The organism is Psychrobium sp. nBUS_13 (assembly GCF_051201665.1).
GTDB lineage: Bacteria > Pseudomonadota > Gammaproteobacteria > Enterobacterales > Psychrobiaceae > Psychrobium.
This window is the reverse complement of record NZ_CP179210.1, coordinates 2,738,790-2,762,974: the sequence shown is the minus strand read 5'-3', so window position 1 is coordinate 2,762,974 and position 24,185 is coordinate 2,738,790. Positions and strand designations below refer to the sequence as shown.

General features: G+C 41.2%; 23 protein-coding genes and 2 pseudogenes. 13 read left to right on the top strand and 12 right to left on the bottom strand.

Annotated elements, in window-relative coordinates; translation table 11 throughout:
* Positions 1 to 83: 83 nt before the first annotated feature.
* Both ACMAZF_RS12625 and ACMAZF_RS12620 read right to left on the bottom strand, forming a co-directional pair.
* Positions 84 to 3,188, bottom strand: coding sequence for an efflux RND transporter permease subunit (locus tag ACMAZF_RS12625; RefSeq protein WP_435274169.1), 3,105 nt, complete (start codon positions 3,186 to 3,188; stop codon positions 84 to 86).
* The gene (locus tag ACMAZF_RS12620; RefSeq protein ID WP_435274168.1) at positions 3,185 to 4,429 is read right to left on the bottom strand and encodes an efflux RND transporter periplasmic adaptor subunit; all 1,245 of its coding nucleotides are present in this window, start codon (positions 4,427 to 4,429) and stop codon (positions 3,185 to 3,187) included. The genes ACMAZF_RS12625 and ACMAZF_RS12620 overlap by 4 nt, the downstream gene beginning before the upstream one ends.
* A 197-nt stretch (positions 4,430 to 4,626) precedes the next feature.
* Between ACMAZF_RS12620 and ACMAZF_RS12615 the strand changes: the two genes are divergently transcribed.
* The 9 genes from ACMAZF_RS12615 to ACMAZF_RS12575 all read left to right on the top strand — a co-directional run bounded on the left by ACMAZF_RS12615 (position 4,627) and on the right by ACMAZF_RS12575 (position 10,839).
* Positions 4,627 to 4,974, top strand: coding sequence for a hypothetical protein (locus tag ACMAZF_RS12615; RefSeq protein WP_435274167.1), 348 nt, complete (start codon positions 4,627 to 4,629; stop codon positions 4,972 to 4,974).
* 70 nt (positions 4,975 to 5,044) lie between these two features.
* Positions 5,045 to 5,428 (top strand): VOC family protein, encoded by a 384-nt coding sequence (locus tag ACMAZF_RS12610; RefSeq protein WP_435274166.1) that lies wholly within the window; start codon positions 5,045 to 5,047, stop codon positions 5,426 to 5,428.
* 373 nt (positions 5,429 to 5,801) lie between these two features.
* On the top strand, positions 5,802 to 6,200 hold the full coding sequence (locus tag ACMAZF_RS12605) for a hypothetical protein (protein WP_435274165.1): 399 nt from the start codon (positions 5,802 to 5,804) through the stop codon (positions 6,198 to 6,200).
* A gap of 112 nt (positions 6,201 to 6,312) precedes the next feature.
* Entirely contained in the window at positions 6,313 to 7,197 is an 885-nt protein-coding gene (locus tag ACMAZF_RS12600; protein WP_435274041.1) for an IS1595 family transposase, read from the top strand.
* A gap of 84 nt (positions 7,198 to 7,281) precedes the next feature.
* Entirely contained in the window at positions 7,282 to 8,550 is a 1,269-nt protein-coding gene (locus ACMAZF_RS12595) for a hypothetical protein (protein WP_435274164.1), read from the top strand.
* A 116-nt stretch (positions 8,551 to 8,666) separates the two neighbouring features.
* Positions 8,667 to 9,428, top strand: a complete 762-nt coding sequence (locus ACMAZF_RS12590) for an IS5 family transposase (RefSeq protein ID WP_435274021.1) — start codon at positions 8,667 to 8,669, stop codon at positions 9,426 to 9,428.
* Positions 9,429 to 9,462: 34 nt separating this feature from the next.
* Positions 9,463 to 9,912 carry a GNAT family N-acetyltransferase gene (locus ACMAZF_RS12585; RefSeq protein ID WP_435274163.1) on the top strand — a complete coding sequence of 150 codons (450 nt, stop codon included), beginning with the start codon at positions 9,463 to 9,465 and terminating at the stop codon, positions 9,910 to 9,912.
* A 51-nt stretch (positions 9,913 to 9,963) separates the two neighbouring features.
* The gene (locus ACMAZF_RS12580) at positions 9,964 to 10,386 is read left to right on the top strand and encodes a VOC family protein (protein ID WP_435274162.1); all 423 of its coding nucleotides are present in this window, start codon (positions 9,964 to 9,966) and stop codon (positions 10,384 to 10,386) included.
* Positions 10,387 to 10,389: 3 nt separating this feature from the next.
* A complete protein-coding gene (locus tag ACMAZF_RS12575; protein WP_435274161.1) occupies positions 10,390 to 10,839 on the top strand; it encodes a GNAT family N-acetyltransferase in 450 nt (149 codons plus the stop codon).
* Here the strand turns inward: ACMAZF_RS12575 and ACMAZF_RS12570 are convergent.
* Positions 10,836 to 12,212, bottom strand: a complete 1,377-nt coding sequence (locus ACMAZF_RS12570) for an SLC13 family permease (protein WP_435274160.1) — start codon at positions 12,210 to 12,212, stop codon at positions 10,836 to 10,838. The genes ACMAZF_RS12575 and ACMAZF_RS12570 overlap by 4 nt on opposite strands.
* 193 nt (positions 12,213 to 12,405) lie before the next feature.
* On the opposite strand from ACMAZF_RS12570, the gene ACMAZF_RS12565 reads away from it, so the two are divergent.
* From ACMAZF_RS12565 to ACMAZF_RS12555, 3 genes are read left to right on the top strand one after another with little or no spacing between them, the layout of a single operon-like run.
* Entirely contained in the window at positions 12,406 to 13,101 is a 696-nt protein-coding gene (locus ACMAZF_RS12565) for an NAD(P)H-binding protein (protein WP_435274159.1), read from the top strand.
* The gene (locus ACMAZF_RS12560) at positions 13,094 to 13,375 is read left to right on the top strand and encodes a hypothetical protein (RefSeq protein WP_435274158.1); all 282 of its coding nucleotides are present in this window, start codon (positions 13,094 to 13,096) and stop codon (positions 13,373 to 13,375) included. The genes ACMAZF_RS12565 and ACMAZF_RS12560 overlap by 8 nt, the downstream gene beginning before the upstream one ends.
* Positions 13,339 to 13,554: a GNAT family N-acetyltransferase gene (locus tag ACMAZF_RS12555; RefSeq protein ID WP_435274157.1), complete on the top strand. Its 216-nt coding sequence runs from the start codon at positions 13,339 to 13,341 to the stop codon at positions 13,552 to 13,554. The genes ACMAZF_RS12560 and ACMAZF_RS12555 overlap by 37 nt, the downstream gene beginning before the upstream one ends.
* 40 nt (positions 13,555 to 13,594) lie before the next feature.
* On the opposite strand, the gene ACMAZF_RS12550 is transcribed toward ACMAZF_RS12555, so the two are convergent.
* The 9 genes and pseudogenes from ACMAZF_RS12550 to ACMAZF_RS12510 all read right to left on the bottom strand — a co-directional run.
* Positions 13,595 to 14,674: a CNNM domain-containing protein gene (locus ACMAZF_RS12550; RefSeq protein WP_435274156.1), complete on the bottom strand. Its 1,080-nt coding sequence runs from the start codon at positions 14,672 to 14,674 to the stop codon at positions 13,595 to 13,597.
* Positions 14,675 to 14,774: 100 nt separating this feature from the next.
* On the bottom strand, positions 14,775 to 15,536 hold the full coding sequence (locus tag ACMAZF_RS12545) for an endonuclease (protein ID WP_435274155.1): 762 nt from the start codon (positions 15,534 to 15,536) through the stop codon (positions 14,775 to 14,777).
* Between the two features lie 60 nt (positions 15,537 to 15,596).
* The gene (locus ACMAZF_RS12540; RefSeq protein ID WP_435274154.1) at positions 15,597 to 16,073 is read right to left on the bottom strand and encodes a MarR family winged helix-turn-helix transcriptional regulator; all 477 of its coding nucleotides are present in this window, start codon (positions 16,071 to 16,073) and stop codon (positions 15,597 to 15,599) included.
* A 163-nt stretch (positions 16,074 to 16,236) separates the two neighbouring features.
* Positions 16,237 to 16,941 carry a TorF family putative porin gene (locus ACMAZF_RS12535; RefSeq protein ID WP_435274153.1) on the bottom strand — a complete coding sequence of 235 codons (705 nt, stop codon included), beginning with the start codon at positions 16,939 to 16,941 and terminating at the stop codon, positions 16,237 to 16,239.
* A 49-nt stretch (positions 16,942 to 16,990) separates the two neighbouring features.
* The gene (locus tag ACMAZF_RS12530) at positions 16,991 to 18,208 is read right to left on the bottom strand and encodes a BCCT family transporter (protein ID WP_435274152.1); all 1,218 of its coding nucleotides are present in this window, start codon (positions 18,206 to 18,208) and stop codon (positions 16,991 to 16,993) included.
* A gap of 143 nt (positions 18,209 to 18,351) precedes the next feature.
* Positions 18,352 to 20,031 (bottom strand): choline dehydrogenase, encoded by a 1,680-nt coding sequence (gene betA / locus ACMAZF_RS12525; protein WP_435274151.1) that lies wholly within the window; start codon positions 20,029 to 20,031, stop codon positions 18,352 to 18,354.
* Between the two features lie 56 nt (positions 20,032 to 20,087).
* Positions 20,088 to 21,551, bottom strand: coding sequence for a betaine-aldehyde dehydrogenase (gene betB, locus ACMAZF_RS12520; protein WP_435274150.1), 1,464 nt, complete (start codon positions 21,549 to 21,551; stop codon positions 20,088 to 20,090).
* Between the two features lie 18 nt (positions 21,552 to 21,569).
* On the bottom strand, positions 21,570 to 22,160 hold the full coding sequence (betI, locus tag ACMAZF_RS12515) for a transcriptional regulator BetI (RefSeq protein WP_435274149.1): 591 nt from the start codon (positions 22,158 to 22,160) through the stop codon (positions 21,570 to 21,572).
* A gap of 464 nt (positions 22,161 to 22,624) precedes the next feature.
* Positions 22,625 to 23,419, bottom strand: a pseudogene (locus tag ACMAZF_RS12510) (IS1595 family transposase); the annotation flags it as partial.
* A gap of 5 nt (positions 23,420 to 23,424) precedes the next feature.
* On the opposite strand from ACMAZF_RS12510, the pseudogene ACMAZF_RS12505 reads away from it, so the two are divergent.
* Positions 23,425 to 24,054: pseudogene (locus ACMAZF_RS12505) on the top strand (IS1595 family transposase); the annotation flags it as partial.
* Between the last annotated feature and the right edge of the window lie 131 nt (positions 24,055 to 24,185).

Genomic DNA, 24,185 nt, shown 5'->3' with positions numbered 1-24,185 from the left:
GTTATATTAATGACTTAAGATGACGCTTTAATGACAATGCTCTCTTTTCTTTTCATGGCTTAACTTACTTTTCTTCGTCTGGCTTAATTATTTATAAAACGCATGTAAGCTAGGCGTGCTTTCTCAACTAATACATAGTTTATCGGTACCAGTATTAATGTAATAAAGGTCGCGAAAATAATACCAAAGGCGAGTGAAACAGCCATAGGAATTAAAAACTGCGCCTGCGTTGATTTTTCAAATAACAACGGCATTAATCCAATAAAGGTAGTGAGCGATGTTAGCATGACGGGTCTAAATCTCGCGACACCTGCATTGAGCACAGCTTCCATTAAGGTTGCTTGGCCAGAGCGGTAGTGCTTGTTTATGTAATCCACTAAGACTAGCGAATCATTAATTACCACGCCCACTAATGCCATCATGCCCATTAGACTTAAAATCGTTAAGTCCATGCCCATTAACCAGTGACCGCCAATAGCACCGATGATCCCAAATGGAATAACTGACATAACAATCAGTGGTTGTAGGTAAGATTGGAATGGGATGGCCAATAATCCGTAAATAACAAACAGCATCACCAGTAAACCAATAAACATTGAGCCAAATGATTCACGTTGTTCACGTGCTTCACCTTCTAATTCATAGGTGACACCGGGATATTGTACTAACAGTTCATCGGCGAACTCTCGAAGTTCTTGGTTAATAAGCGTCATGTTTGCTTCAGATTTCACTGCATCAGCGTTTACGGTCATGGTGCGGAATCTGTCGATACGGTTAATAGCCGTTGGTGACGTATCTGGCGATAGCGTTGCTATTTGAGACAATGGAACGCTTTGCTGTTGCGGCGTTACGATTCGCATGTCTTCAAGTCCTGCAATTGAGCGGCGCTCATCTTTAGGAAGTTTCAACATCACGCGTACATCATCGCGGCCACGTTGAATACGTTGTACTTGAATACCAAAGTAAGCGGCGCGAATTTGGCTCAGTACTTCACTACGCGTTAGACCTAATGCGTAAGCTTGCTCATTGAGCTCAATTTGTAGTTCTTCTTTACCATTTGATAATGAATCAGTGATATCAAACAACGCAGGGTACTTGGCTAATTGCTCTTTTACTTTTTCAGATATTTCGCCAAGTGCCTTGAAGTCATTACCTGCAAATTGAATGTCAATAGGATCTGAGGTTCGGCCTATTTCAGCGCGGTACGTTAAACTCTGTGCCCCTGGCACTTCACCGATTAATTGACGCCATTCGCGAACTAGTTGGCTGGAACCAATTTTTAAGTCGCGCTGCTCTGGCGGCACCGTTTGAAACATCACGCGGCCAAGGTGTGAACCTTGTGAACGGCCGCTGCTGCCTATGGTTGCATTGATGTCTAAGATGAGATCAACACCTTCTTGCTCATAGTATTTCTTTTTCAGCGTAAAGGCGGCGTCAGTCATTTTCGAAATATAATGATCGGTCACTTCGTATGGCGTGCCAGCAGGCATAGATAGCGATGCAACCGCTGTTTCACTTTCTACTCGTGGGAAGAAAGTAAAACGTGTCCAGCCACTCATAATCAAGCTGATAACAATCGCTAATACGCCAATAAAGCTAAATAACGTTGTCGCTTTATTGCGAAGCGTAATGTCGAGAATAGGGCGGTAATATTTAATGATCGCATTCTCAAAACCATCAGCAAAACGCTGTTGGAATTTACTAAATCCGCTTGGCTCAGTTTTATCTTTGCGTAGACGCAAATGTTTTAAATGCGAGGGTAATACTAGCTTAGATTCAATCAATGAAAATAAGAGAATTGGAATAACGACCACAGGAATTTGGGCAAATAAATCACCACGGCGACCTTCAATGAAAGCCAATGGCATAAAGGCGGCGATGGTGGTCAAAATACCAAAGGTGACAGGTACAGTAACTTCCTGCGTTCCCTTGATAGCCGCTTGCAATCCATTGTCGCTGTGCCGCATATGGGCATAGATACTTTCGCCGGTGACAATGGCGTCATCCACCACGATCCCTAATGCTAATATAAATGCGAACAAACTAAAGATATTAAGAGTAACGCCCATTAGTGGCATTAAGAAAAATGCCCCCATAAAGCTCACTGGAATACCGATGAAAACCCAAAATGCGATGGCAGGACGTAGAAATAGTGTGAGTAAGGCAAGTACTAAAATACCCCCTTGGATCGCGTTACCAGTTAAAGTCGCCAAGCGGTTTTTAACGATAACAGAGCGGTCACGCCAATAAGTGAGATCGACACCGTGTGGCATTGTCGCTGATTTGTTATCTAGGTAAGCTTTAACTTTGTCTGCAATTTCAATCGCACTTTGATTACCGATGCGAAATACGTCAATAAAGGCGGCATTTTTTCCGTTAAAGCGTGATGAAAAATCGCTATCTTCAAAGCCGTCTTTCACTTTAGCGATATCTTTTAGGCGAATAAGGCTGCCGTCATCTTGAGTCAAAATAACAATATTTTCGTATTCATCTTGACGATAGGCTTGGCCTGACGAACGAATTAACACGTCACCGCCCGATGTTTTGATGTTACCTGACGATAAATCACGTGAACTGTTATTAATGGCCTGTGAAATCTGTGATAGTGAGATGTTGTATTGACGCAAGATATCTTGATTCACTTCAATAGTGATCTCATATGGACGCACCGAATCAAGCTGAACTTGCGTGACGCCGTCAAGGCGTAAAATATCATCACGTACGGTTTCGGCTAGTTGACGAATTTCTTTTTCAGACTGTGGTCCTGCAACTACCACACTAATCACTTCACGTGTGCGCTGTGCTAATCGAACAACAGGTTTTTCAGCACTGCCAGGAAAGTTATTGATAGCATCAACACGACTTTTGACATCGTTTAGTAACTTTTGACTATCAGCGTTGTTTTCCATCTCGATAGTGATGCTAGCACTGCCTTCAGACGAGCGACTTCTTAGTTGTTTGATGCCTTCTAAATCTTGCACCGCTTCTTCAACTAAGATGGCGATTCCTTTTTCAGTGTCTTCAGGGGTTGCGCCACGCAGGCTCACTGACACTGAAATAGTACGTGCTTCAGTGGTTGGAAATACCTCTAACGGAATTTTTGTATTTAAAATCAATAAGCCGGCAACTAAAATGGAAATCATTAATAGATTGGCAGCTACACCATTTCTGGCAAACCAAGCTATCATGATGCGCTCCCATTATTTGCTTTTTGTTGACGATCTTTACCACGACGCTTTCCGTCTTTTCCACCGCGTTTTTTGTTACCTTTTGCAGCTTTTTGACCAGCAATACTCACTGCTGTGCCTGAATTCACTTGGCCAAGTGGCGTAGTTACTAATTTTTCGTTAGCGTTAACGCCTGAAGTAATTATCGCTTCTTTGTTATTTTGATAAGCGATGACGACATTTTTACGTTGTAAAACACCGTCTTCGTAAAGATAGACATAGCTGCCCTGATAAATTGATGCATTGGGAATCACGATGGCATCCATCAATGTTTTACCCGTAATTTGTGCCGTGATAAATTGGCCAATATTTAATGAGCGCTTATCAGATTGAGCAAACGGTTGGCTAATTTCTGCAATGACACTTAATTGCTGGGTGTTTTCATTAATCGCACCACTGGTTCGTGTTATCTGCGCTTGCCAAAACTGCGTGGCGCCACCTTCGTTATTTAATAAGGTAATTAGCGATGCTTGTGGGTTTGATTTGCCTAAATGATTGTTAGGTAAGTTTAATAGTGCAAGTTGCGAATTTTTAATCGGTAATTCTACTTCGGCATTATCAACGGCATAGATATCGGCAAGTGCTGTTGTTGAGCCAACAACCTGACCAACAGACACTTTCTTCGTTAAGATACGGCCATCATACGGCGCGGTAATCACCGTGCGTTCAACATCTAATAATGCTTGTTTAAGGTTTGCGTCAGCCGCTTGTAATTTAGCGCGTGCCGCCGCCATTTGTGGTTTTCTTAAGGCGTAATCGCTGGCTTGGCCTAACGTACCAAGATTTTTACGATCTTTTATCGCCTGTGCTGACAATGCAATTTCTTCATCCAATGCTACTTGAGCTTGAGCACGTTCAGCACTGGCCGATTGAACTCTGATTTTATAATCCCGATCATCAAGCGTTACTAAGGTATCGCCTTTATTAAAAAATTGTCCTGCCTTGAAGCTGTCACTCACAGCTACAATTTGACCGCTGACTTGAGACGACAATTGACTTTGCGTCGTCGGCGTAATTTTACCAAATGAGGATAATGTCACCTGGTAGTCTTGAGGTTTAATGTCTAATACTTCGACTACTAAACTCGGCGGTGGTCGTTGTCCTCGTTTTCGAGCCTCAGGACTCGAGAAGAAAATCATGAATATGGCTAGCGCTGCAACGGCGATAACAACAAAGGGGAGAAGGATTTTTATTGTTCTCATGGTGATAATTTACTCACGGATTATTGATGGCGGCAGAATACATCAAAATAGTCTAATCATAGTTTTGTTTTACAATGTTTTACATAACGACATTTTTGACATACTTTGAAACATTTATACGATCTAATTGTGCTATTGGTTTACTCTAAATTAGACAATAAACAGCTTAACCTCAATATTTGAAATAAGAAGGCTTGATGATAATAACAATAACCCGAGAAAACGCTGAGCAAATAGGTCGCTGTATCATGCGAGAAATTATCAACGCTCACCAAACCTGTGACTATCAGCTATTAACCCGCCACTTTTGTGCTGAATTTAAAGAGAAATTGACACAAGAACGTTTTGAACATGCCGTACAAGAAGCAATAATCCCTATGGGGCAATTGATCAGCTGTGAGTATTTGGGATATTTGAAGCGCGTCAGTGAGCACCAGTTATTATGGAAAGTTGTTTTTGAACATTCTGATGAAGAACTTTTGTGGCAGCTATATTTACGTGACGATGAAGCACCAATTCAGGTAACTGGGTTGTGGTTTAGTTAAGCTTTAATAGGCGTAGTTAACGAGTTTTACAGACCCTATTCATTTCACAAAAATGCGAGTCATAAATTCAATGAACTTAAATCAAGTAACATTACCTGTAATCAACATGTCAGAAGCTGTGTCATTCTACTTAACGTTAGGGTTTACACAAATCGTCGACACTGAACACTATGCACGATTTATTTGCCCAAGGGGGGACGCGACTTTTTCTTTGGCACTCAATGAACAGGCATTTTCCAATGGCGCAATCGTTTATTTTGAGCATGAAGAATTAGACCAATGGGTCGAAGAGTTACTTGGTAAAGGTATTGAATTTTTGCAACCGCCTGCAATGGCAAGCTACTTATGGAAAGAAGCGGTATTACTCGATCCATCGGGTAATAAAATTAAACTCTATTGGGCTGGAAAAAATCGGCTCAATCCGCCTTGGCGGGTAAACATATCGAAATTATAACATTTCGACCGTTATGCCACCACATGTTGACGAATAATATATTTATACCCATACTACTTGAAAATGCGAGTTTCAGAGCTCGGGTAGGACGCTAGTACAAGGCATGATTCTTAATTAATGGTTATTCCCTGATTATGAATCATAACGCCGTAATAGCTTTCTACTCCGAACTCCCGCAGGGCAAGGCGATAAGCGACCAAATCCGTCGTTATAAAATATGGGTGGGGAATGACCACACCACCTATTTTATGCCTTGTCTTTGGCACGCTTCTCGACTTGCTGAATTCACGCATTTCCAGGTGGCATGGGTATAAAATTATGATGTTAAGTACTCTAGGATATGCCCAAGGCACAGGCGCATAAGGACAGTGAGATGCATTTAAAATCAACAACAAGGCTGGCCATTTATACATTACTAACTGGCTTTCTTTATATAATTACCAGCGGAATTCTTAATGGCAGTAAACATATAGCGTCTAACGTTAGTTTTTACGTTTTTATGCTATTTTTCGGTTTACTCTTGGGGACTTGGTTTGGTCAAACTTTTCGTTCATTCATGGCCCAGAGTAAATGGCTTACTTCAGCCGTAATAACTGCTCTATGTGTTGTTTCTTTTTTTGAATTAAAGATGATTCTTGTCGAACGATTTTCGTTTTTAACGCCGATGCTCGAGGTTCCCTATGCTGAGATAGTCGTAGGCGTAGCTTGCATAGTTTCTTTGTTAAACACCAGAATTAGTCCTATTCAACGTGTCGATGCCGATAGGTATTAAGTCTATTTAATTTAGTTAATGCTGGTTTTATCTTAAATTATCATGCCTATGCAGAAAACTCAGGATTGAACTATACTGTGTATATAAACACACTGTATAGGTAGACATAATCATGAACATGCCAGAAGCAAGCTTTTTAGCTTGGCAAAAACAGTTTAGTACTGAAGATGATTGCTTAGAATATTTACAAGAAATGAAATGGAAAAATGGCTTTATTTGCCCGCGTTGCGGCAATGCTCATAACTATAAAATTGCCAGTCGCCACTTATACGAATGCACGCAATGTAAAAAGCAAACATCAGTCACGGCAGGGACACTTTTTCATGGGAGTAAAATCACCTTAATCCAGTGGTTTTGGGCTATCTATTTTCTTGGCTCTGATAAGGGAAGTATATCCGCACTGAGACTAAGCAAATTAATAGAAGTCAATTGGCGAACAGCGAGACTAATTTTAAAAAAACTTAGAATTGCTATGGGTCACAGAGATAGTTTATATCAATTGAGTGGAACAATAGAGCTAGATGATGCACTTGTTGGAGGTAGACAAAAAGGGAAACGAGGTCGTGGTGCAGCAGGAAAAAAGAATGTATTAATCGCCTGTGAAAGTAAAGAGAAAAAGGCAGGATTTATTGCCATGGAAGTAGTTGATAGTATTTGCCATTTTAGCGTTGATAAGTTTGTTAAGAAGTACTTAAAACCAGGTCAGAAAGTTCGTTCTGATGCATTGGCTGCTCTGAATATAATTGACCAAGCACAGGACCATGAAGCGAGGGTAACACCAAGCCATTTGGTTGATGAATGGCTACCATGGGTACATATCGCCATTGGCAATTTAAAAACATTTTTGTTGGGTACATTTCATGGTGTATCGGGAAAATACCTACAAGAATATCTAGATGAGTTCTGTTATCGGTTCAACCGTCGATTTATTGAAAAACAAATCCCTAACCGACTGTTAAATTTGGCGATAGTTCATGTACCTGTAAAATCGTCCTGAGCCAAGTGCATAGGCATGTAAATTATTAAAGATGAGTACATACAATTAATCAGCTTTTAAAAGTCTTTTCATTAAAGGAATTATATGAATCCCCGTACTCTTGGTTTCGTGTGCGTAATTATTATCGCTGTTGGCAGTCATTTTTTGTTGTCAGATGAAAGCATACACCCAGTTGCACAGGAATGGATGGAAAACCCCATTGCAGCAATAGATTTAAATGAAAGCGTAATCCCTGATTTAACGATAATGACGGTGGATGGTGTCGAAGGCCGCGAAAAAGCGGTTATAAAACTCAACTCCATTATTGAGAGACTTAATGGCCATGATAATGAAGAAATAGACTGGCCTAATATCGAAGATCTCGAATGGTTAGCAGAAAAGAAATATATCTGTTCAATTGCCAATGAACGTTGTTTGCGTTTTATCCTCGACAAAAGAAAAAAGCTAGGCGCAATGAATAAAAAGTTTAGCTATCTCATTTTTGATTACTTAAGCCTTGATGATAGAGCACAATTTTACATTCCTGATTCAATACTGCTGGACGTTAACTCAGATCAGCTAGAAGTATTAAATAATTTAACTGCCTATGAAATAATTTATGACTTTGCCGCTGGGCGATTAACTGAAGCACATTATAAATTAAGTCACTTAGTGTCATTAGACCGAAAAATTGTCACTCAAAGTAATGCAATTTTATGGCGGCATCAAAGCTTAAGAAATATTTCCAAAGTAGTGATTCCTATTATTAACTATGTCGCTGAAAATCAGCCAGCAGAATTGCCGAAAGTCCTACAGCTTTTCCCCACTTTGACGAACACCGAAGTTTCTAAAAGTGACTATTATAAAAGGCGCTTTAGACGTACTATTGAACGAACTCATCGGTATTTATATGAGCCGCTCGAAGTAAGTGAAGTCCCTTATAGTATTGACTTACTGTTTAAACCAAACCAAACGATCAATACAGTATTTTTTCAGTATCAATTGCCATCCCTAGGTACTAATTTCAAAAAGTCTGATTTGTTAATGCAAAATAAGGTATTTACTGAAATAGATAACCAACGTATGGATTACTCTAAAAATACCAACATTTTTATAGAAATGATTAAAAACGTGAGAAATTTAAAAGCACAAAGTGCACTTAATCTTTTAGACTTTGAGTTTATAGAAAGGTATGACGATGTGATTGAATTAGATATAAAGTTATCACTTATTCGATACAAACTCGCTCAGTTAATGGCTAAAGATGATCAAATGGTTAATCCTCAAGATTATTTAAATCCTTATAATGGCGCTGAACCGATAAACGTTGATGGGGATCTCTGCTATCAAATGTCTGAATTGGTGTGTATTTAACGCAATATCTTTAATAGAGATTTACTAGGGCGTGTTGATCTTTCGTGAGTGTTTTTTGAACGGCATGGTAAAGAGTTATAATTTGCTTCGCCAAAAATAAAACGATAACCAATACCATGCCAAGAACAATGCTAACTGATATTCGCTGGGAACTGCTACTCCAAGTTATGAAAAGTACAGGTCGTATTTACGATAAAATTGAACATCGAATGACATTTGAAGGAATACTTTATCGAATGAGAACAGGTATCCCTTGGCGAGATCTACCGTCTGAGTTCGGAGACTGGAATACCGTTTACAGACGATTTAATCTTTGGTCAAAGAAAGGGATTTTAGATAAGCTTTTCAGAAGTTTATCTAGCATGGCTGATTTTGAATGGGTCTTTCTTGATGGCTCTATAGTTCGAGCGCATCAGCATAGTACAGGGGCAGCGACTGAAAGCTCAGAGCAAATAGGAAAAAGTCGCGGGGGCAACTCAACCAAAATTCACTTAGCCGTGGATAGTGGTGGCTTGCCGATTTGCTTTGATTTATCAGAAGGACAACGCCACGATATAGTGCATGGCGAAAGCTTGGTTGAGCAACTCGATGAAGTTAATACCATCATTTGTGATAAAGGATATGACAGCGAACCTTTCCGTACTTTTGTTAAAGAACGTGGCGGAGAAACGGTAATTGCGAAACGCAATTACGGACAAGATATAGACAAAGACAGTATGGATTGGTGTCTATACGAGTATCGTCACTTGGTCGAAAATGCCTTTGGCAGAATTAAGCATTATCGAGCTATTTCAAGTAGATATGACAAGCTAGAAAGGAATTATGCCAGCATGTTATCGCTGGCATTCATGTTAATGTGGCTACCGATGTATTGTTGAATACGAAATGTACAGCAAAGATCAACACGCCCTAATGACTCAATCTAATTTATTTCATCCCTATAACCCCGAGTTAGAGCTAGCATGCATGGCATTGTTCGATGCTAATTGTCCTCAATTCTTTGCACGCAATGAGCGAGATGACTATCTAGGTTTCTTGAAATCTCAACCTGTTGGTTATCAAGTATGTTTGCTAAATGATGAGGTTGTTGGTGCTTTTGGTTTGCTAAAACACGATCAAGAGTACGCGATTAACTGGATAATGTTATCGCCAAAAACACAGGGCTCTGGTGTTGGTAAAAAAGTTATGGAGCATGTCATTGTAACAGCTGTCGATCGAGGTATTGACAGAATTTCCATTGCTGCAAGTCATTTATCTGCGTCATTTTTTGCAAAGTTTGCTGCTGTCGCTGTCAATGAAATTGAGCATGGTTGGGGCCAAGATATGCATCGTATTGATATGGTGTTAAACATTGAGCCTTAGCCTGCATGCTAACAATGTACTAACGAATAAAAATTATAATCTAGGACACTAATGAAACAGAATATTGTGCATATTGCACTGGTCGTTAAAGATTACGATGAAGCTATCGCTTTTTACGTCGACAAACTTAAATTCGAATTGGTTGAAGATACCTATCAACCGGAGCAAGACAAGCGTTGGGTTGTTGTCGCGCCGCCAAATTCTACGGGTACGGCAATTTTGTTAGCAAAAGCGTCGAAAGAACGCCAACATGATTTTATTGGCGACCAAGCGGGTGGGCGAGTCTTTCTATTTTTAAATACCGATGACTTTTGGCGTGATTATAAGCGTATGACAGCTTTGGGCATTACTTTTGTTCGAGAGCCGCAAGAGCAAGATTATGGAACCGTTGCTGTGTTTGAAGATTTATACGGCAACTTGTGGGATCTATTGCAGTTAAATCCTGAGCATCCAATGGCCAAGCGAATGGGATAAGTTGTGATTGTATTACTTGAGCACAACACAGTGAACATTGCAGCTGAAATCTATGAGGTCTTTCAGGCATCCTATCAAATTGAAGCGCAATTGATTGGCACGGAAAGCTTTCCACCGTTGCAACGCACTGTAAGTGACATTGCACAGTCCCAAACGATGTTTTACGGCGCTAAAATTGATAGTACGTTGGCAGGCGTGATTGAAATTGAATATAGCAACAAACAGCTGTCGATTAATAGTCTGACGGTGAGTCCTGACTTTTTTCGGCGCGGCATTGCAGGTAAGTTAATGAGGTATGTTTTGACAGCCTTTGAGATTGAACATGCTGTGGTGGAAACCGCGAGCGTCAATATGCCAGCCATTGAACTGTACAAAAAACAGGGTTTTGTTCAATTCAAATGCTGGACACCTTCACACGGTATTCAAAAAGTCGCGTTGCAGCGACGCTTTTAGGTCAATAAAACGTAACAAACAACGGCGACGGTGCAGGAAACGAGTAAACTAAGTACTGCACCTTCGCGCACCATATCTTTTATTTCAAATTCCCCCGTACCATAAGCAATCGCGTTGGGCGCTGTTGCTACGGGGAGCATATAGGCGCAACTTGCCGCCATTGCTGCTGGGATCATAAAGACTGCCGGATCAATTCCAGCGCTGGTTGCAGCAACCGCTAGAATTGGCATCAGTAAGGTGGCTGTTGCGGTATTACTGGTGATTTCGGTGAGGTAAGTAACCACCAAACAAATGGTTAATATCACAAGTACGATAGGTAAATGAGTCATTGATGATAACCAGTCGCCCATAATCGTACTTAAGCCCGAGGCAACAAACCCTTTGGCAATGGCAATGCCACCAGCAAATAGTAACAACATGCCCCAAGGGATATCTTTAGCTGTTTCCCAATCAAGAACGCGGCCACCTTTCCCGTTAGGCGTCATAAACATAATTACCACGGCCACTAAAGCAACCGTACTATCGCCTGCAATCGTAATATCGAATAAGCCACTCCAACCGCCAAACGGATCTTTACGGGTTATCCATGCAAGAGCCGTCAGCCCAAATAAAATTAAGGTACGTTTTTCTTCACTGCGCCATTCCCCCAGCGCGGGTAACGTAATTTTATGTTCGAGGTTAACATTGCGTGTTAACCACAGCGCCATCAATGGTAGGCTGATTAAGACGACTGGTACACCAACCTTCATCCATTGTAAAAAGCTAAATTCTTGACCTGTGTGCTCTTCATAAATCCCCATGAAAATAACGTTAGGCGGCGTGCCAATTGGTGTGGCTATACCGCCGGTACTAGCGGCATAGGCGATACCTAATATCAGTGCGATTTTTAACTTTGGATTATCGACATGAGCCAATATGGCAAGGGCTATTGGCAACATGATAAGTGTGGTTGCTGTATTTGAAATCCACATACTCAAAAAGCCAGCTGTAAGCATGAAACCGAGTACTAATCGCCGACCACTCGATACGCCGACAAGGCGTAACATATAAACGGCTAAACGCTGGTGGGCGCCGCTTTTCTCAAGGGATTTAGATAACATAAAAGCGCCCATTAATAGCAATATCACATGGCTACCAAGTGATGAGGCGACGGTTTTATGATCGACTACGCCAAATAACGGGAGCAGGGCAAATGGAACTAATGACGTTGCCGGAATTGGCAACGCTTCACTAACCCACCAAATAACGGTAAGCAGCGTAATGGCTGCGGCAGTGGCGGGCATTTCAGCTAATCCATTAAACGTTAAGATGTAATAGAAAAGGAGAGCGGCAAGAGGGCCTATGCCGATAAAGTGCTGACGTTTAAGACTCATTGTTATTATTCTTTATTAAACGATGTAGAGCGGCACACGATAACATTTTATTAACAATGATAAAATACCGAAAAATCAAAGCGTACTTTTGAATAGTGTCGCAAGTCATAATAAAAATAAAAGTGAATATAGGGATTGAGATAATTTGTGATAACCTGCTGTTATCTAAAACATTGCTTGTAACTGTATATTAATGACAATATTACATTCTGAATCTTGCGATAAAATTGCCGTGGTCATCGGGGCTACCGGGTTAATCGGCCAATTTTTGGTGGCTAAACTTGCGAGCTTCTCGCATTATCACAAAGTTATTGCCATCACACGTCGTCCTGTAAGTTATGAGTCAGCTAAGATTGAAAATCATGTGGTTAACTTTGATGAGCTTTCAAGGCATGCTCATCTGTTTAACGGAGATGTATTGTTCTCATGCTTGGGTACGACACTTAAGCAAGCTGGCACCGTGGCAGCGCAGCGGGTGATTGATGTCGATTATCAAATTAGTGCCGCTACACTCGCAAACAAAAACGGCGTAGCACACTACATACTAGTATCTTCAAGTGGCGCTAACAGTCAAAGTCGCAGTGCTTATTTACAAATGAAGGGCGAGCTTGACGATGCGATTAAAGCGATGCCATTTAAACGAATTAGCATTTTCAAACCATCTGTTTTGCTTGGCAGTCGTAACCATTTTCGTCTCGGTGAGAAAATAGCGAGTGTCATTTTACCGCTAATTTGTCGTCTACCAGGCTTGAGACGCTATCGACCTATACATGGTGAAGAAGTCGCCCAATCAATGTTGCTCATTAGCCAAAGCGATGGCGAGGGTATTACAGAATTTTTACTCGATGAAACCTTTCCTAATCAAATCGCGGAGCTAACAGGTGATTAAACAAATAACTGCTGTAAAAGCGTATCCGCTGCGCCAAGAAATTTTACGTCCTGACGGAACCCTCGAAGACTGTCAGTTCGACGGCGATGAACTAGCATCTACGATACATTTCGGGTTATTTGATGGCGATGCATTAGTGGCAATTGCATCTGTGTATTGCAGAGATAATGAAAGCAATGAGTACTATGTTGTTAAAGGCTATCAATTACGCTCAATGGCTGTCGCTAAAGCAGTTCAATGGCTGTCGCTAAAGCAGTTCAAGGGCAGGGAGTAGGACAACGATTACTCATCGCGATTTGTGATGAAATGAAGGCAATGGACGTTGATTATTTGTGGGCTAACGCTAGAGTGTCTGCAGTTGCTTTTTATCAACGAGCTGGCTTTGATATTAGCCCAGATGTGTTTGATATTGCGGACGTTGGCCCGCATCAACATATCGTAAAACCCTTTTAATTAAATAGCTTTATCGTTAATCGAATAATTAAGCGTGAACCTAAGCCTTATTGTCATCAGCGTCTGGCTTGATGATATCTTCATCGACACCAAGTTTTTGCGCCTTTGTTTTCCATAATTTTTTCGCGAGTTTTTGCATATCGATATCTTTATCGCCTTCATCGATAATTTCACGACCTATTAGGGTTTCTAGAATATCTTCCAAGGTCAAAATGCCGCGCACTGTGCCATATTCATTGGCAATTAACGCCATGTGATGCTTGTTAGCTAATAACTCGCGCATCGCATGAGACAAGGTCATGGTTTCCAGTAGTGTTGGCATTTCACGCAGGTAATTACCGATAGTCGTGTCAGTATTACCGCGCGCCTGTGCTAACAACAAGTCAGAGCGCAGCACAAAACCCACAATGTCGTGACTCGTTTTCTCATACACTGGAATACGCGAGAAACGCACTTTTTGATGCTCCAAGAAAAAGGCTTCCACGCTGGTATTAATTTCATCGCTAAAAATTACAGTACTTGGCGTCATAACCGATTTGATTTTTAAATCTTGCAGCATCATCAAGTTTTGTAAAATCTGTGCTTCTTGACTATCAATAGCACCGTGCTTCTCACCTAATTCAGCCATTGCCGTAAACTCGTCGCGACTAAAATCAAACTGAGGTTTGTGACGCACAAGGTATTTAGTTACAAACTCACAAATGATAATAATAGGGTTAAGTACCATAATCATATATTTGAGTACATAAGCAGTAGTAGGTGCGAGTTGCTTGGCGTAGGTAGCGCCAAGAGTCTTAGGAATAATTTCAGAAATGAAGAGAATTAATATAGTCAGTACCGCTGAGATCACACCTAAATACGCTTCTCCAAATACAACAGCACCTTGAGCACCAACACCAGCAGCACCGACAGTATGAGCAACGGTATTAAGCGTCAAAATAGCCGCCAACGGCTTATCTAAATCTTGTTTTAAGCCACTTAAAATTTTACCCGTTGGATGCCCCTCTTTTTCAAGCAAGGCAACCTGACCTTGGCTAATGCTTAGGATGACCGATTCGGCAATGGAACAAATAAATGAAAAGAACAGAGCGATAAAAAGATAGATAGAAAGTAATAACATGGGCGTTTAGGGTTAATAGAGTTAACTTAATAATGGTTAGTATATCAGAGAGTTGTCAAGATCAATAAATGCAACTACCTGATTATCAATTGGGTCGTGCTTACGATGTACTAATCCCACATCGCTTGTTCATAATACGATTATTACTCTTTTGCAGTTTTTCGATGCGTTTATTACGCTCACATTCCCATGGTGTAACAGGATATTTTTTGTCCCACGCAGCCATAAGCTTGCGTTGTGCTGTGCTCATTTTGAATTTTTTGTAGGCATCTTCCATGTATAAATAAGCGCGGGCTATTTGGCCTCTTGCACGTTTTGGAGGCTGCGCTTTCTTGTTTTCGATACGCATGTCGCAGGCGCCAAAGTCTGATTTTTCTGATGGCAGCATTACGAAGTTAAAATTACTGCGATAGGCATTAACTGAGCCAATAGCGGGGAATAGGTTGTATAAATCAGCTTGCATTAGGCGGTATTCTTTACTGGACTTATTCGCACAGCGGCGGCCTTTATAAGCTTTACCTTTGTTGTTAACACATTGTTTGTCGCCAGTGCGCCAAGCGGTAAATGATTGCCCAAAGTTTTGTGCAGGAACAACGTGCTCCCATTCGATGCGTTTAGCGCGTTTTTTATATTTAGTGCCGCTGTAACCGTTGTAGCTATCAATGGCTTTCTTAAGGCTAAAGCTCGCGCCGCAATAGAGTGTGGTGCGATGGTCGTGATAAACGTTTTTAAGAAGTAATTTTTTAGCCTTGCTAAACGATTCAATTGATTTGTTTTGGCTAACTGGTGAATGAGCGGCGATTGATTGGAACGATATCGTTGCCATCACCGACGTGATAACACAAGAAAATACAGACTTCATTGAATAGGCCTTTAAAAAGAGACTTGAGGGGGCTTGTGAAATGAACGGCAGTAGGTGTATCTACTGGCCGTCTTGAATTTTTCCAACCATTAATAACGGTGAGGCATCTAAGTCTTCTGCATCCATCATTGACGCGATACGCTCAACAGATGACAGTAATTGACTTTGTTCCCACGCATCAAGTGATTGATAGCGTTGGATGAAATGTTCTTGTAATGGTTTCGGTGAATCTTGCAGTAATAGTTTGCCACTCTCAGTAAGATATAGCTCAACTTTACGTTTATCGATTTGGCTACGTTGTCTGATCACTAACTCTTTTGCTTCGAGTCTGTCGATAATACTAGTCACAGTCGCAGGGCTTAAGTTGATTTCATTAGCGACTTGCTTAGCCATAGGCGCGTCAAGCTCTGCTATCTTTTTCATAACAACGAGTTGTGGGCCTGTTAACCCCGATTGCTTACTGAGTTTACGTGAATGAATATCGATTGCTCGAATAATTTGGCGTAAAGAAATAAGTAGCTGTTCGTATTTTTCCATGATGCTCCAAAATAACAGATAGCGTGCGAATAATAGCTCGATTGAGTTCGCCGTTATGCAATGCGCGAACATTAACAGAAAAATCTAACGTTGAAAATACAAAGCCCTCATCACTTAAATTTTGAAAGGGCTTTGGGTTGTTTTTTACACGCTTAGATATTGATTAAAAACCAAAAGTACGTGAAATACCAAATACAACACGAGTGTCTGTTGTATCAGAATCAATGCTTGTATCTTCTAATGTAAGATCAAAATCAAAACCGTTATAACTTGTGGTATAGGCAACACTGTAATGGTTGTAAGATTTGCCGCCATCCCAAGACCATTTTGTTTCATCAGTAGACGTAGAACGATCAAAGCCCACGCGAATATTGTGACCTTCTGTAATTTCAAATGTGTGAGCTACCATCGCGATGTAGTGGTTAGCGTCTAGTCCAAAGTAATCCCATGAGTACCAGAAGTTGAACTCAGTATCACCAACTGATGAGTTGTAGCCAAATTTTGCGTAAGCTTCAGGGTAGTTGTAGCTAGATGACGCATCATCACCGTGGTAGGTGTAATAAGCGATACCTGTATCTACGCTCCATTTTTTGTTTAGTTGGTAGAATTTACCAATGTAAGCATCCCATTCAAGGTTAGTGTCATCACCGCCGCCAAAATCTACGTTTGACGCCCAAGTTCCTGCGTAGAAACCGCTGTCTGCAGCGTAATCTAGGCTCGCTTGTAGTGCTGGATCGTTAGTAGTTTGGCTTACACCGTTGAATGTGTAATCTGAAACAACTTTAACTGTTGAAGATATGTTAGCCGTCGCGCTGGCTGATAATAAAAGTAGGCCAGAAAGGCTGGCTGCCATCATTGTTTTTTTCATGTTATTTTCCAAGTAAAAGGTGCGCCCAATAAGGCGCACAAAATTGTAGTTAGTTAATTAATTCGATCTTTTTAAAGTCGATTTTATTTTCTTCTGGCGATGCTTTGATTTCTTTTACTGCATTGAATTTCTTGAAAAGAATGTAGCCAAAACATATAAAGAATAACCCGATTACAACGGCGCCTACCCACTGAATTTGTAGGAAGTCGAGTTTAAACAATAAGGTTAATAAGCTCAGCGCAATTAAGTTACCAAAGAAGTATTTTACCTTGCCTAATTTAGTTACCGTTAAATCAAGATTGTCAGTGTATAAGCGGATCAATGAATCAAGTGAATTGATAACAAAGGTGATGCCTACAATAGCCATGGTAATGTTATAGAACCCTGCTGTTTCAATGCCGTTTGAGCTGTAGTAATAAAGCACAGCGAACCAAATTGCGATTGGAATAGATGGGAAAATTAACATAGCGCCGAGTACTTGATAAGTACGTAAACCGCCAACAAAACGTGCTGTAAACTGACCAATCATGATACTCCAAGCAAACCACCAAAATAGGTAGAATTCATGATAGTCATTCATTGGTAACACAAATTCGTGAATGTTACCGAAGTAACCGCCAATCAACGCAACAGTGCTAACAAATGCGCTGATATCGCCTTTGTCTGACAAAAATGCGCCAGCCCACATGAGAACAATAAGTCCTAGGAATAAGTAGGTTGTGGCCAAACTTAAAATTCGAACATAACGAATGCTAGTACTTGAATAAACCGCAGCAGCAATCACTACAAAAACAATCAAATAGAAGGTGCTGATGATTGATTCGCCATCGCCAAGTGATGGTACATACCATGGTAAATTGCTTAATAATAAGTAAGCGGTGAATGCACAGGTACCGATGATAACGATATTGTTGATGATTTTAATCACTGGAATTTCAAAAAACTTCACGCGCGGTTCGATGACACAGAAATAGAAACACGTTAAGAAGTAGAAGCCCCAGATCAAAAAGGCCCAAAAACCAAACTCAATAGCGAGTGGATTGGTAAACGCATATTCAGGACTAGTGGCCACATCGGCATAGCCAGCAAACTCTGTTAGCGGGAACATAATAAGTCCCACATCTAAGCCAGAGGTGAATAAAATAGCGATAAAGGTAAACGTTCTTACGGGGGTAACACCAACACAGCGCATATTACCCCAACGTACAACGACGAAAGCAATAGCAAGGAAGGTAAAAATCAATCCCGCAGATAACCAAGTGGTCATGAGTGACTCCTGTTTTTATTATTGTGAATTAACACATTTTTCTCCTAAGTTAACTGAGTCGCGTTTCAGGGTTTAATTATCCTAATTACTCCATACCGGTGACTAGGATAGTTAACGCCTGAATACGCACTCAAAAATGTGACCTAATTGGTCACGCGTTTTGGTGAATTATCACGCTGGCCAGCCGCACTTGCCATTACGACAGGTGCGCTAGATGGCGCTAATAACTCACGGTTTAAAATCATATCGCTCGCACGCTCTGCCACCATAATGGTTGGCGCGTTGAGGTTGCCATTTGGAATGGTTGGGAAAATTGACGAATCAACAACCCGTAGTCCTTGTAAACCGCGTACGCGAGTTTCACTATCAACCACTGCCATCTCATCTTCGCCCATTTTACACGAGCAAGAAGGGTGATAAGCGCTTTCAACAAATTGGCGAACAAAGGCATCAATCTCTTCATCGGTTTGAATATCGGTTCCCGGTTGAATTTCTTCACCGCGAAACTCATCAAAGGCTTGTTGACCGATAATCTCACGGGTTAAACGAACACAGGCGCGAAAGCCTTCGCGGTCGGCTTCGTCTTCAAGGTAGTTAAATTGTATGCGAGGGTGCGCTTTGGGATCATTTGAAACTACAGTAACAGCGCCGCGACTCTTTGGTTTGTTATGACCAATATGGACCTGAAATCCATGGCCTGCAAAGGCTTCTTTACCGTCATAACGCATCGCTGCTGGTAAAAAGTGATACTGTAAATCAGGCCATGGTGACTTCTCGTTTGAGCGAATAAAGCCACAAGACTCAAAATGGTTAGTGGCACCTAACCCAGTTTTGGTAAAGAACCAGCGGCTTCCAATCAAGAACTTGTTCCACAGATCGAGCTTGCCATTTAATGAAATTGGCTGCTTACATTTAAATTGAAAATAAAACTCTAAATGGTCTTGTAAGTTTTGACCAACGCCCGGTAATTCATGTTTAACAGCAATGTTCGCGTTTTCCAGCGTTTGCTTTTCACCAATGCCAGACAATTGCAGAATATGCGGCGAGCCAACTGAGCCAGCTGATAAAATCACTTCTTTAGCGGAGTGAACGTCGATAACCTTGCCATTACGTTCATATTTTACACCCGTCGCCGTTTTGCCTTCGAGTAATACATGATGAACTAGCGCGTGAGTAATAATGGTGAGGTTAGGGCGGCTCATTACAGGACGTAAATAAGCATTAGCGGTTGATGCTCGCACGCCATCTTTGATGGTCATGTGCATGGCGCCAAAGCCTTCTTGTTGCGCGCCGTTATAATCGTCAGTCGCTAAATATCCCGCTTGTACACCGGCATCAACAAAGGCTTTGTACAACGGATTTTTCATTTCGTTACCGTTGTTAACACCCAATGGTCCTTGGCTTCCGCGATAATCATCACCACCAAATGCCCAGGTTTCTGCACGTTGAAAATACGGTAAACAATGGGCGTAATCCCATTCGTTAGCACCGTGCTCTTGCCACTCGTCAAAATCTTTGGCATGACCACGAACATAAACCATGCCGTTAATTGATGATGAGCCGCCTAATACTTTTCCCCGAGGGCAATGCATGCGGCGGTTGTCTAAAAACGGCTCTGGCTGGGTTTCAAACTGCCACGCGTACTTCTTGGTATTCATTGGAATTGATAAAGCAGTCGGCATTTGTATGAAAATGCTCTTGTCACTACCACCGGTTTCTAGCAGCAGGACGCGGTTACTTGGATCTTCTGACAAACGATTCGCCAGTACACAACCAGCAGAACCTGCGCCAACGATAATATAATCAAACTTCGGGTTACTCATATCAATTCTCAATAGCTTTAACTTGTTACTTTATTTGTGATTCAAATGCTGTGTGCTTAAAACGGACTTTCAAGCGGCGTCATACCAACATAAATCGATTTAATCTGTGTGTAATGGCGCAAAGTCTCGACGCCATTTTCACGGCCAATCCCCGACTGTTTATATCCACCAACCGGCATTTGTGCTGGCGATGCGCCGTAGTTATTAATCCAGCAAATGCCTGCCTGCATTTGATGAATAACGCGATGAGCGCGGGTGATATCTTGCGTGAAAACACCTGCGGCTAAACCAAATTCAGTATCGTTAGCACGGCGGATCACTTCATCTTCATCATCAAAGGTTAAAATGGACATCACTGGGCCAAAGATTTCTTCGCGGCAAATGGTCATCTCATCGGTAACATCACTAAAAATAGTCGGCGCGACAAAATAACCGCCAGCGCTATCTGATGGTGACAACGCTGTGCCGCCTTCTAGCAAGGTAGCGCCTTCATCAATGCCTTTTTTAATGTAATCAAGCACTAGCTGATGATGTTTCTTAGAGATAAGTGCGCCAAAGTTAGTATCAGGGTGCATAGGATCGCCCACAACAATATTGTTACGGGTACGCTCTAATAGGCGCTCGACAAACGTATTAACTACAGAGCGATGAACAAATACGCGGGTACCATTGGTACAAATCTCACCTTGGGTGTAGAAATTACCTAACATCGCGCCAGAAATTGCATTGTCGATATCCGCATCTTCAAACACGATTAATGGTGACTTGCCGCCAAGCTCCATCGTGACATCTTTTAGTGTGGTAGCAGCTCCCGCCATCACTTTTTTACCAGTACCTACTTCACCAGTGAAGGATACTTTTTCGATATCGCTGTGATGTGATAGCCATGCGCCAACATCGCCAGCACCTTGCACCACGTTAAATACACCATTTGGAATACCTGCTTGGGTAAATACTTCAGCAAGCTTTAACGCGCCAAGAGGTGTTTCTTCTGATGGTTTAAAGATCATAGAGTTACCGCAAGCAAGCGCAGGCGCTGATTTCCAACAGGCAATTTGCAGTGGGTAATTCCACGCGCCAATACCAGCACAAACGCCTAGCGCTTCACGGCGAGAATAATAAAAGTCATCGCCAACGCTTTGTTGGTTGCCTTCAATTGATGGTGCAAGTGATGCAAAAAACTCAATCGCGTCAGCGCCAGATTCAACATCAACCACGCTTGCTTCTTGCCATGGCTTGCCGGTATCAAGCACTTCAATTTTTGCCAACGCATCGTTTTGCTCACGAAGTAGGGCTACAGCCTTTAGTAACAAACGACTACGCTGAGTAGCGTCCATTGCCGACCAAATCGCAAAACCCTGCTTAGCACTGTCGATTGCTTGTTGTTTAATAAAATCATCAGCGACTTCCATGTGATAAATCACTTGGCCAGTCGCAGGGTTAATAACGTCAAAGGTTTCGCCAGTTTTATTAGCAAGATATTGACCGTTAACGTAATTTTTATGAGTTGGTAATGACAAAGGTGTTCTCCGTATTGCTTATGCGCTGTACGCTAGCAAGTCTTTGATAAATTTTTTACATAGCGCCAGTGCTTGTGAAAACTCTTCTTCAGGGCGAGGGCTTAATGCGCTTCTAAGCCAGCAGCCATCAATCATCGCTGCTGTTTGTTTTGCTGCGATAACTGCCGATTCGCTGTCTAGTATGTGCCGATAAGAATGAAGAAGGTTGCTGTACAAGCGCCTGTTGTTGATATGTTGTAATCGCGCCAGTCCTAGTTCGTGCATTGATTGCGCCCAAAAACTAAGCCAGGTTTTCGTTGCCGCAACTGAACGCTGCGTTTGACTAAAATTGGCTTCAATAATCGCTATTAATCGTTGCTCATGCGTTAGCACCCTGTCTTGGGTGTGCTCTAACAACGCGACTTTCAATTGAGATAACAAATGCTTCACTGTCGCGTCAACCAAGCCTTGCTTGCCACCAAAATAATGACTAATGATGCCTGAGGACAATCCCGCCAATCGGCTGATAGTAACTATGGTGGTGTTGTGTAAACCGTATTGAGCAACTGATTCTAAAGTGGCATCTATTAATTGCTGTTCTCGCAATTCTTTCATTCCTACTTTAGGCACAATGAGCTCTCCGATATTTGGTAACTAACGACAGTGATTAACGTTCATTAATGTAAAAATAAACCATATTTATTTTAATTGAACGTTCAATTAATAATAATTCTAATAGTTTGAATTGAAATTATCAATGATAAATGGTGTTAGTGTGAATAGACGCACTGTAATTATGGAAATTAACCAGAGAGCACTGGTTGTCACTTAAAGGAAGGTGAGGGCACTAAGTGCAAATTAGTTAGTACCATAAGTATTAATGATTCGAAGTGTTTAAAATAGGTAGATATTTGTTATTGAAAGCCGCTAAACCATAAGATTGTGACGATAGGTATGAGAAATTAAATTGGTCGGAACGAGAGGATTTGAACCTCCGAATTCATTTTAGTGATAATAAAAATGGAAGTTGAATTAGTTGGACAATTTAATTAATTGATACACGGCTTATATGTTATTCCTTTATTTTTTCATGCCTATGCACTTGGCTCAGGACGATTTACAGGTACATGAACTATCGCCAAATTTAACAGTCGGTTAGGGATTTGTTTTTCAATAAAGCGACGGTTGAACCGATAACAGAACTCATCTAGATATTCTTGTAGGTATTTTCCCGATACACCATGAAATGTACCCAACAAAAATGTTTTTAAATTGCCAATGGCGATATGTACCCATGGTAGCCATTCATCAACCAAATGGCTTGGTGTTACCCTCGCTTCATGGTCCTGTGCTTGGTCAATTATATTCAGAGCAGCCAATGCATCAGAACGAACTTTCTGACCTGGTTTTAAGTACTTCTTAACAAACTTATCAACGCTAAAATGGCAAATACTATCAACTACTTCCATGGCAATAAATCCTGCCTTTTTCTCTTTACTTTCACAGGCGATTAATACATTCTTTTTTCCTGCTGCACCACGACCTCGTTTCCCTTTTTGTCTACCTCCAACAAGTGCATCATCTAGCTCTATTGTTCCACTCAATTGATATAAACTATCTCTGTGACCCATAGCACTTCTAAGTTTTTTTAAAATGAGTCTCGCTGTTCGCCAATTGACTTCTATTAATTTGCTTAGTCTTAGTGCGGATATACTTCCCTTATCAGAGCCAAGAAAATAGATAGCCCAAAACCACTGGATTAAGGTGATTTTACTCCCATGAAAAAGTGTCCCTGCCGTGACTGATGTTTGCTTTTTACATTGCGTGCATTCGTATAAGTGGCGACTGGCAATTTTATAGTTATGAGCATTGCCGCAACGCGGGCAAATATTTAATGCAATTGGTATTACCCCTAAGAGAAGCTGCCGAGGTTTGTGGTATTAACCTTAAAACGGCTTTCTTATGGCGACATCGTTTTCTGGTTGCTCAAGCGGGTAAAAATGACGATAAACTATCGGGAATTATTGAAGTTGATGAGTTTTTTCTAGCTTACTCAGAAAAAGGTTCGAACACTTTAGCGGAGCAACGTCAGCCCAGAAAACCAGGGGGCGACATCGATAAACGAACCAAGGATGGTCAAGTTGCCGTTCTTTTATCGATAGATCGCTGCAACCATATGATTAACCGTATGTTAGCCGCTGATACAACGGCAGAAATAGCAGCGAATTTAGCTGAAAATATCACTGAACACTCGGTATTATGCAGCGATGGTTGGTGGTCCTATGTGGTAATTGCCAAACAAAAACATTGTGACCATAAGCGGTTAATCAACGGTGAAATCAGAGTAATAGATGAGGTGTACCATATCCAAACGGTGAATGGCGCGATAGCTAACTTTAAAGGCTGGATTAACGGAAAAATGAAAGGTGTGGCAACGAAGTATTTATCTAATTATCTTGCGTGGTTCAGGGAAAGTAACGCCAAGCTAGATAAACAGCAAATATTAGTCGCGGCTTACGGGTGACAACAGTATTTTGGAACAGCGCCAAACTTTAATAGTTTAATATAGGGAAAATAATACAATAGATATTCACGTTATTTTCGTATTAAAAGCTCACGATAATTTAACTATATAATAATTACAACTACTTACGC

Coding starts and splice junctions, on each gene's coding strand:
- ACMAZF_RS12610 (WP_435274166.1), top strand. CDS start 5,045: ATGAACTTAAATCAAGTAACATTACCTGTAATCAACATGTCAGAAGCT.
- ACMAZF_RS12585 (WP_435274163.1), top strand. CDS start 9,463: ATGACTCAATCTAATTTATTTCATCCCTATAACCCCGAGTTAGAGCTA.
- ACMAZF_RS12570 (WP_435274160.1), bottom strand. CDS start 12,212: ATGAGTCTTAAACGTCAGCACTTTATCGGCATAGGCCCTCTTGCCGCT.
- ACMAZF_RS12540 (WP_435274154.1), bottom strand. CDS start 16,073: ATGGAAAAATACGAACAGCTACTTATTTCTTTACGCCAAATTATTCGA.
- ACMAZF_RS12615 (WP_435274167.1), top strand. CDS start 4,627: ATGATAATAACAATAACCCGAGAAAACGCTGAGCAAATAGGTCGCTGT.
- ACMAZF_RS12535 (WP_435274153.1), bottom strand. CDS start 16,941: ATGAAAAAAACAATGATGGCAGCCAGCCTTTCTGGCCTACTTTTATTA.
- ACMAZF_RS12605 (WP_435274165.1), top strand. CDS start 5,802: ATGCATTTAAAATCAACAACAAGGCTGGCCATTTATACATTACTAACT.
- ACMAZF_RS12600 (WP_435274041.1), top strand. CDS start 6,313: ATGAACATGCCAGAAGCAAGCTTTTTAGCTTGGCAAAAACAGTTTAGT.
- ACMAZF_RS12550 (WP_435274156.1), bottom strand. CDS start 14,674: ATGTTATTACTTTCTATCTATCTTTTTATCGCTCTGTTCTTTTCATTT.
- ACMAZF_RS12595 (WP_435274164.1), top strand. CDS start 7,282: ATGAATCCCCGTACTCTTGGTTTCGTGTGCGTAATTATTATCGCTGTT.
- ACMAZF_RS12580 (WP_435274162.1), top strand. CDS start 9,964: ATGAAACAGAATATTGTGCATATTGCACTGGTCGTTAAAGATTACGAT.
- ACMAZF_RS12545 (WP_435274155.1), bottom strand. CDS start 15,536: ATGAAGTCTGTATTTTCTTGTGTTATCACGTCGGTGATGGCAACGATA.
- ACMAZF_RS12620 (WP_435274168.1), bottom strand. CDS start 4,429: ATGAGAACAATAAAAATCCTTCTCCCCTTTGTTGTTATCGCCGTTGCA.
- betA (WP_435274151.1), bottom strand. CDS start 20,031: ATGAGTAACCCGAAGTTTGATTATATTATCGTTGGCGCAGGTTCTGCT.
- ACMAZF_RS12625 (WP_435274169.1), bottom strand. CDS start 3,188: ATGATAGCTTGGTTTGCCAGAAATGGTGTAGCTGCCAATCTATTAATG.
- ACMAZF_RS12565 (WP_435274159.1), top strand. CDS start 12,406: ATGACAATATTACATTCTGAATCTTGCGATAAAATTGCCGTGGTCATC.
- ACMAZF_RS12555 (WP_435274157.1), top strand. CDS start 13,339: ATGGCTGTCGCTAAAGCAGTTCAAGGGCAGGGAGTAGGACAACGATTA.
- ACMAZF_RS12530 (WP_435274152.1), bottom strand. CDS start 18,208: ATGACCACTTGGTTATCTGCGGGATTGATTTTTACCTTCCTTGCTATT.
- ACMAZF_RS12590 (WP_435274021.1), top strand. CDS start 8,667: ATGCCAAGAACAATGCTAACTGATATTCGCTGGGAACTGCTACTCCAA.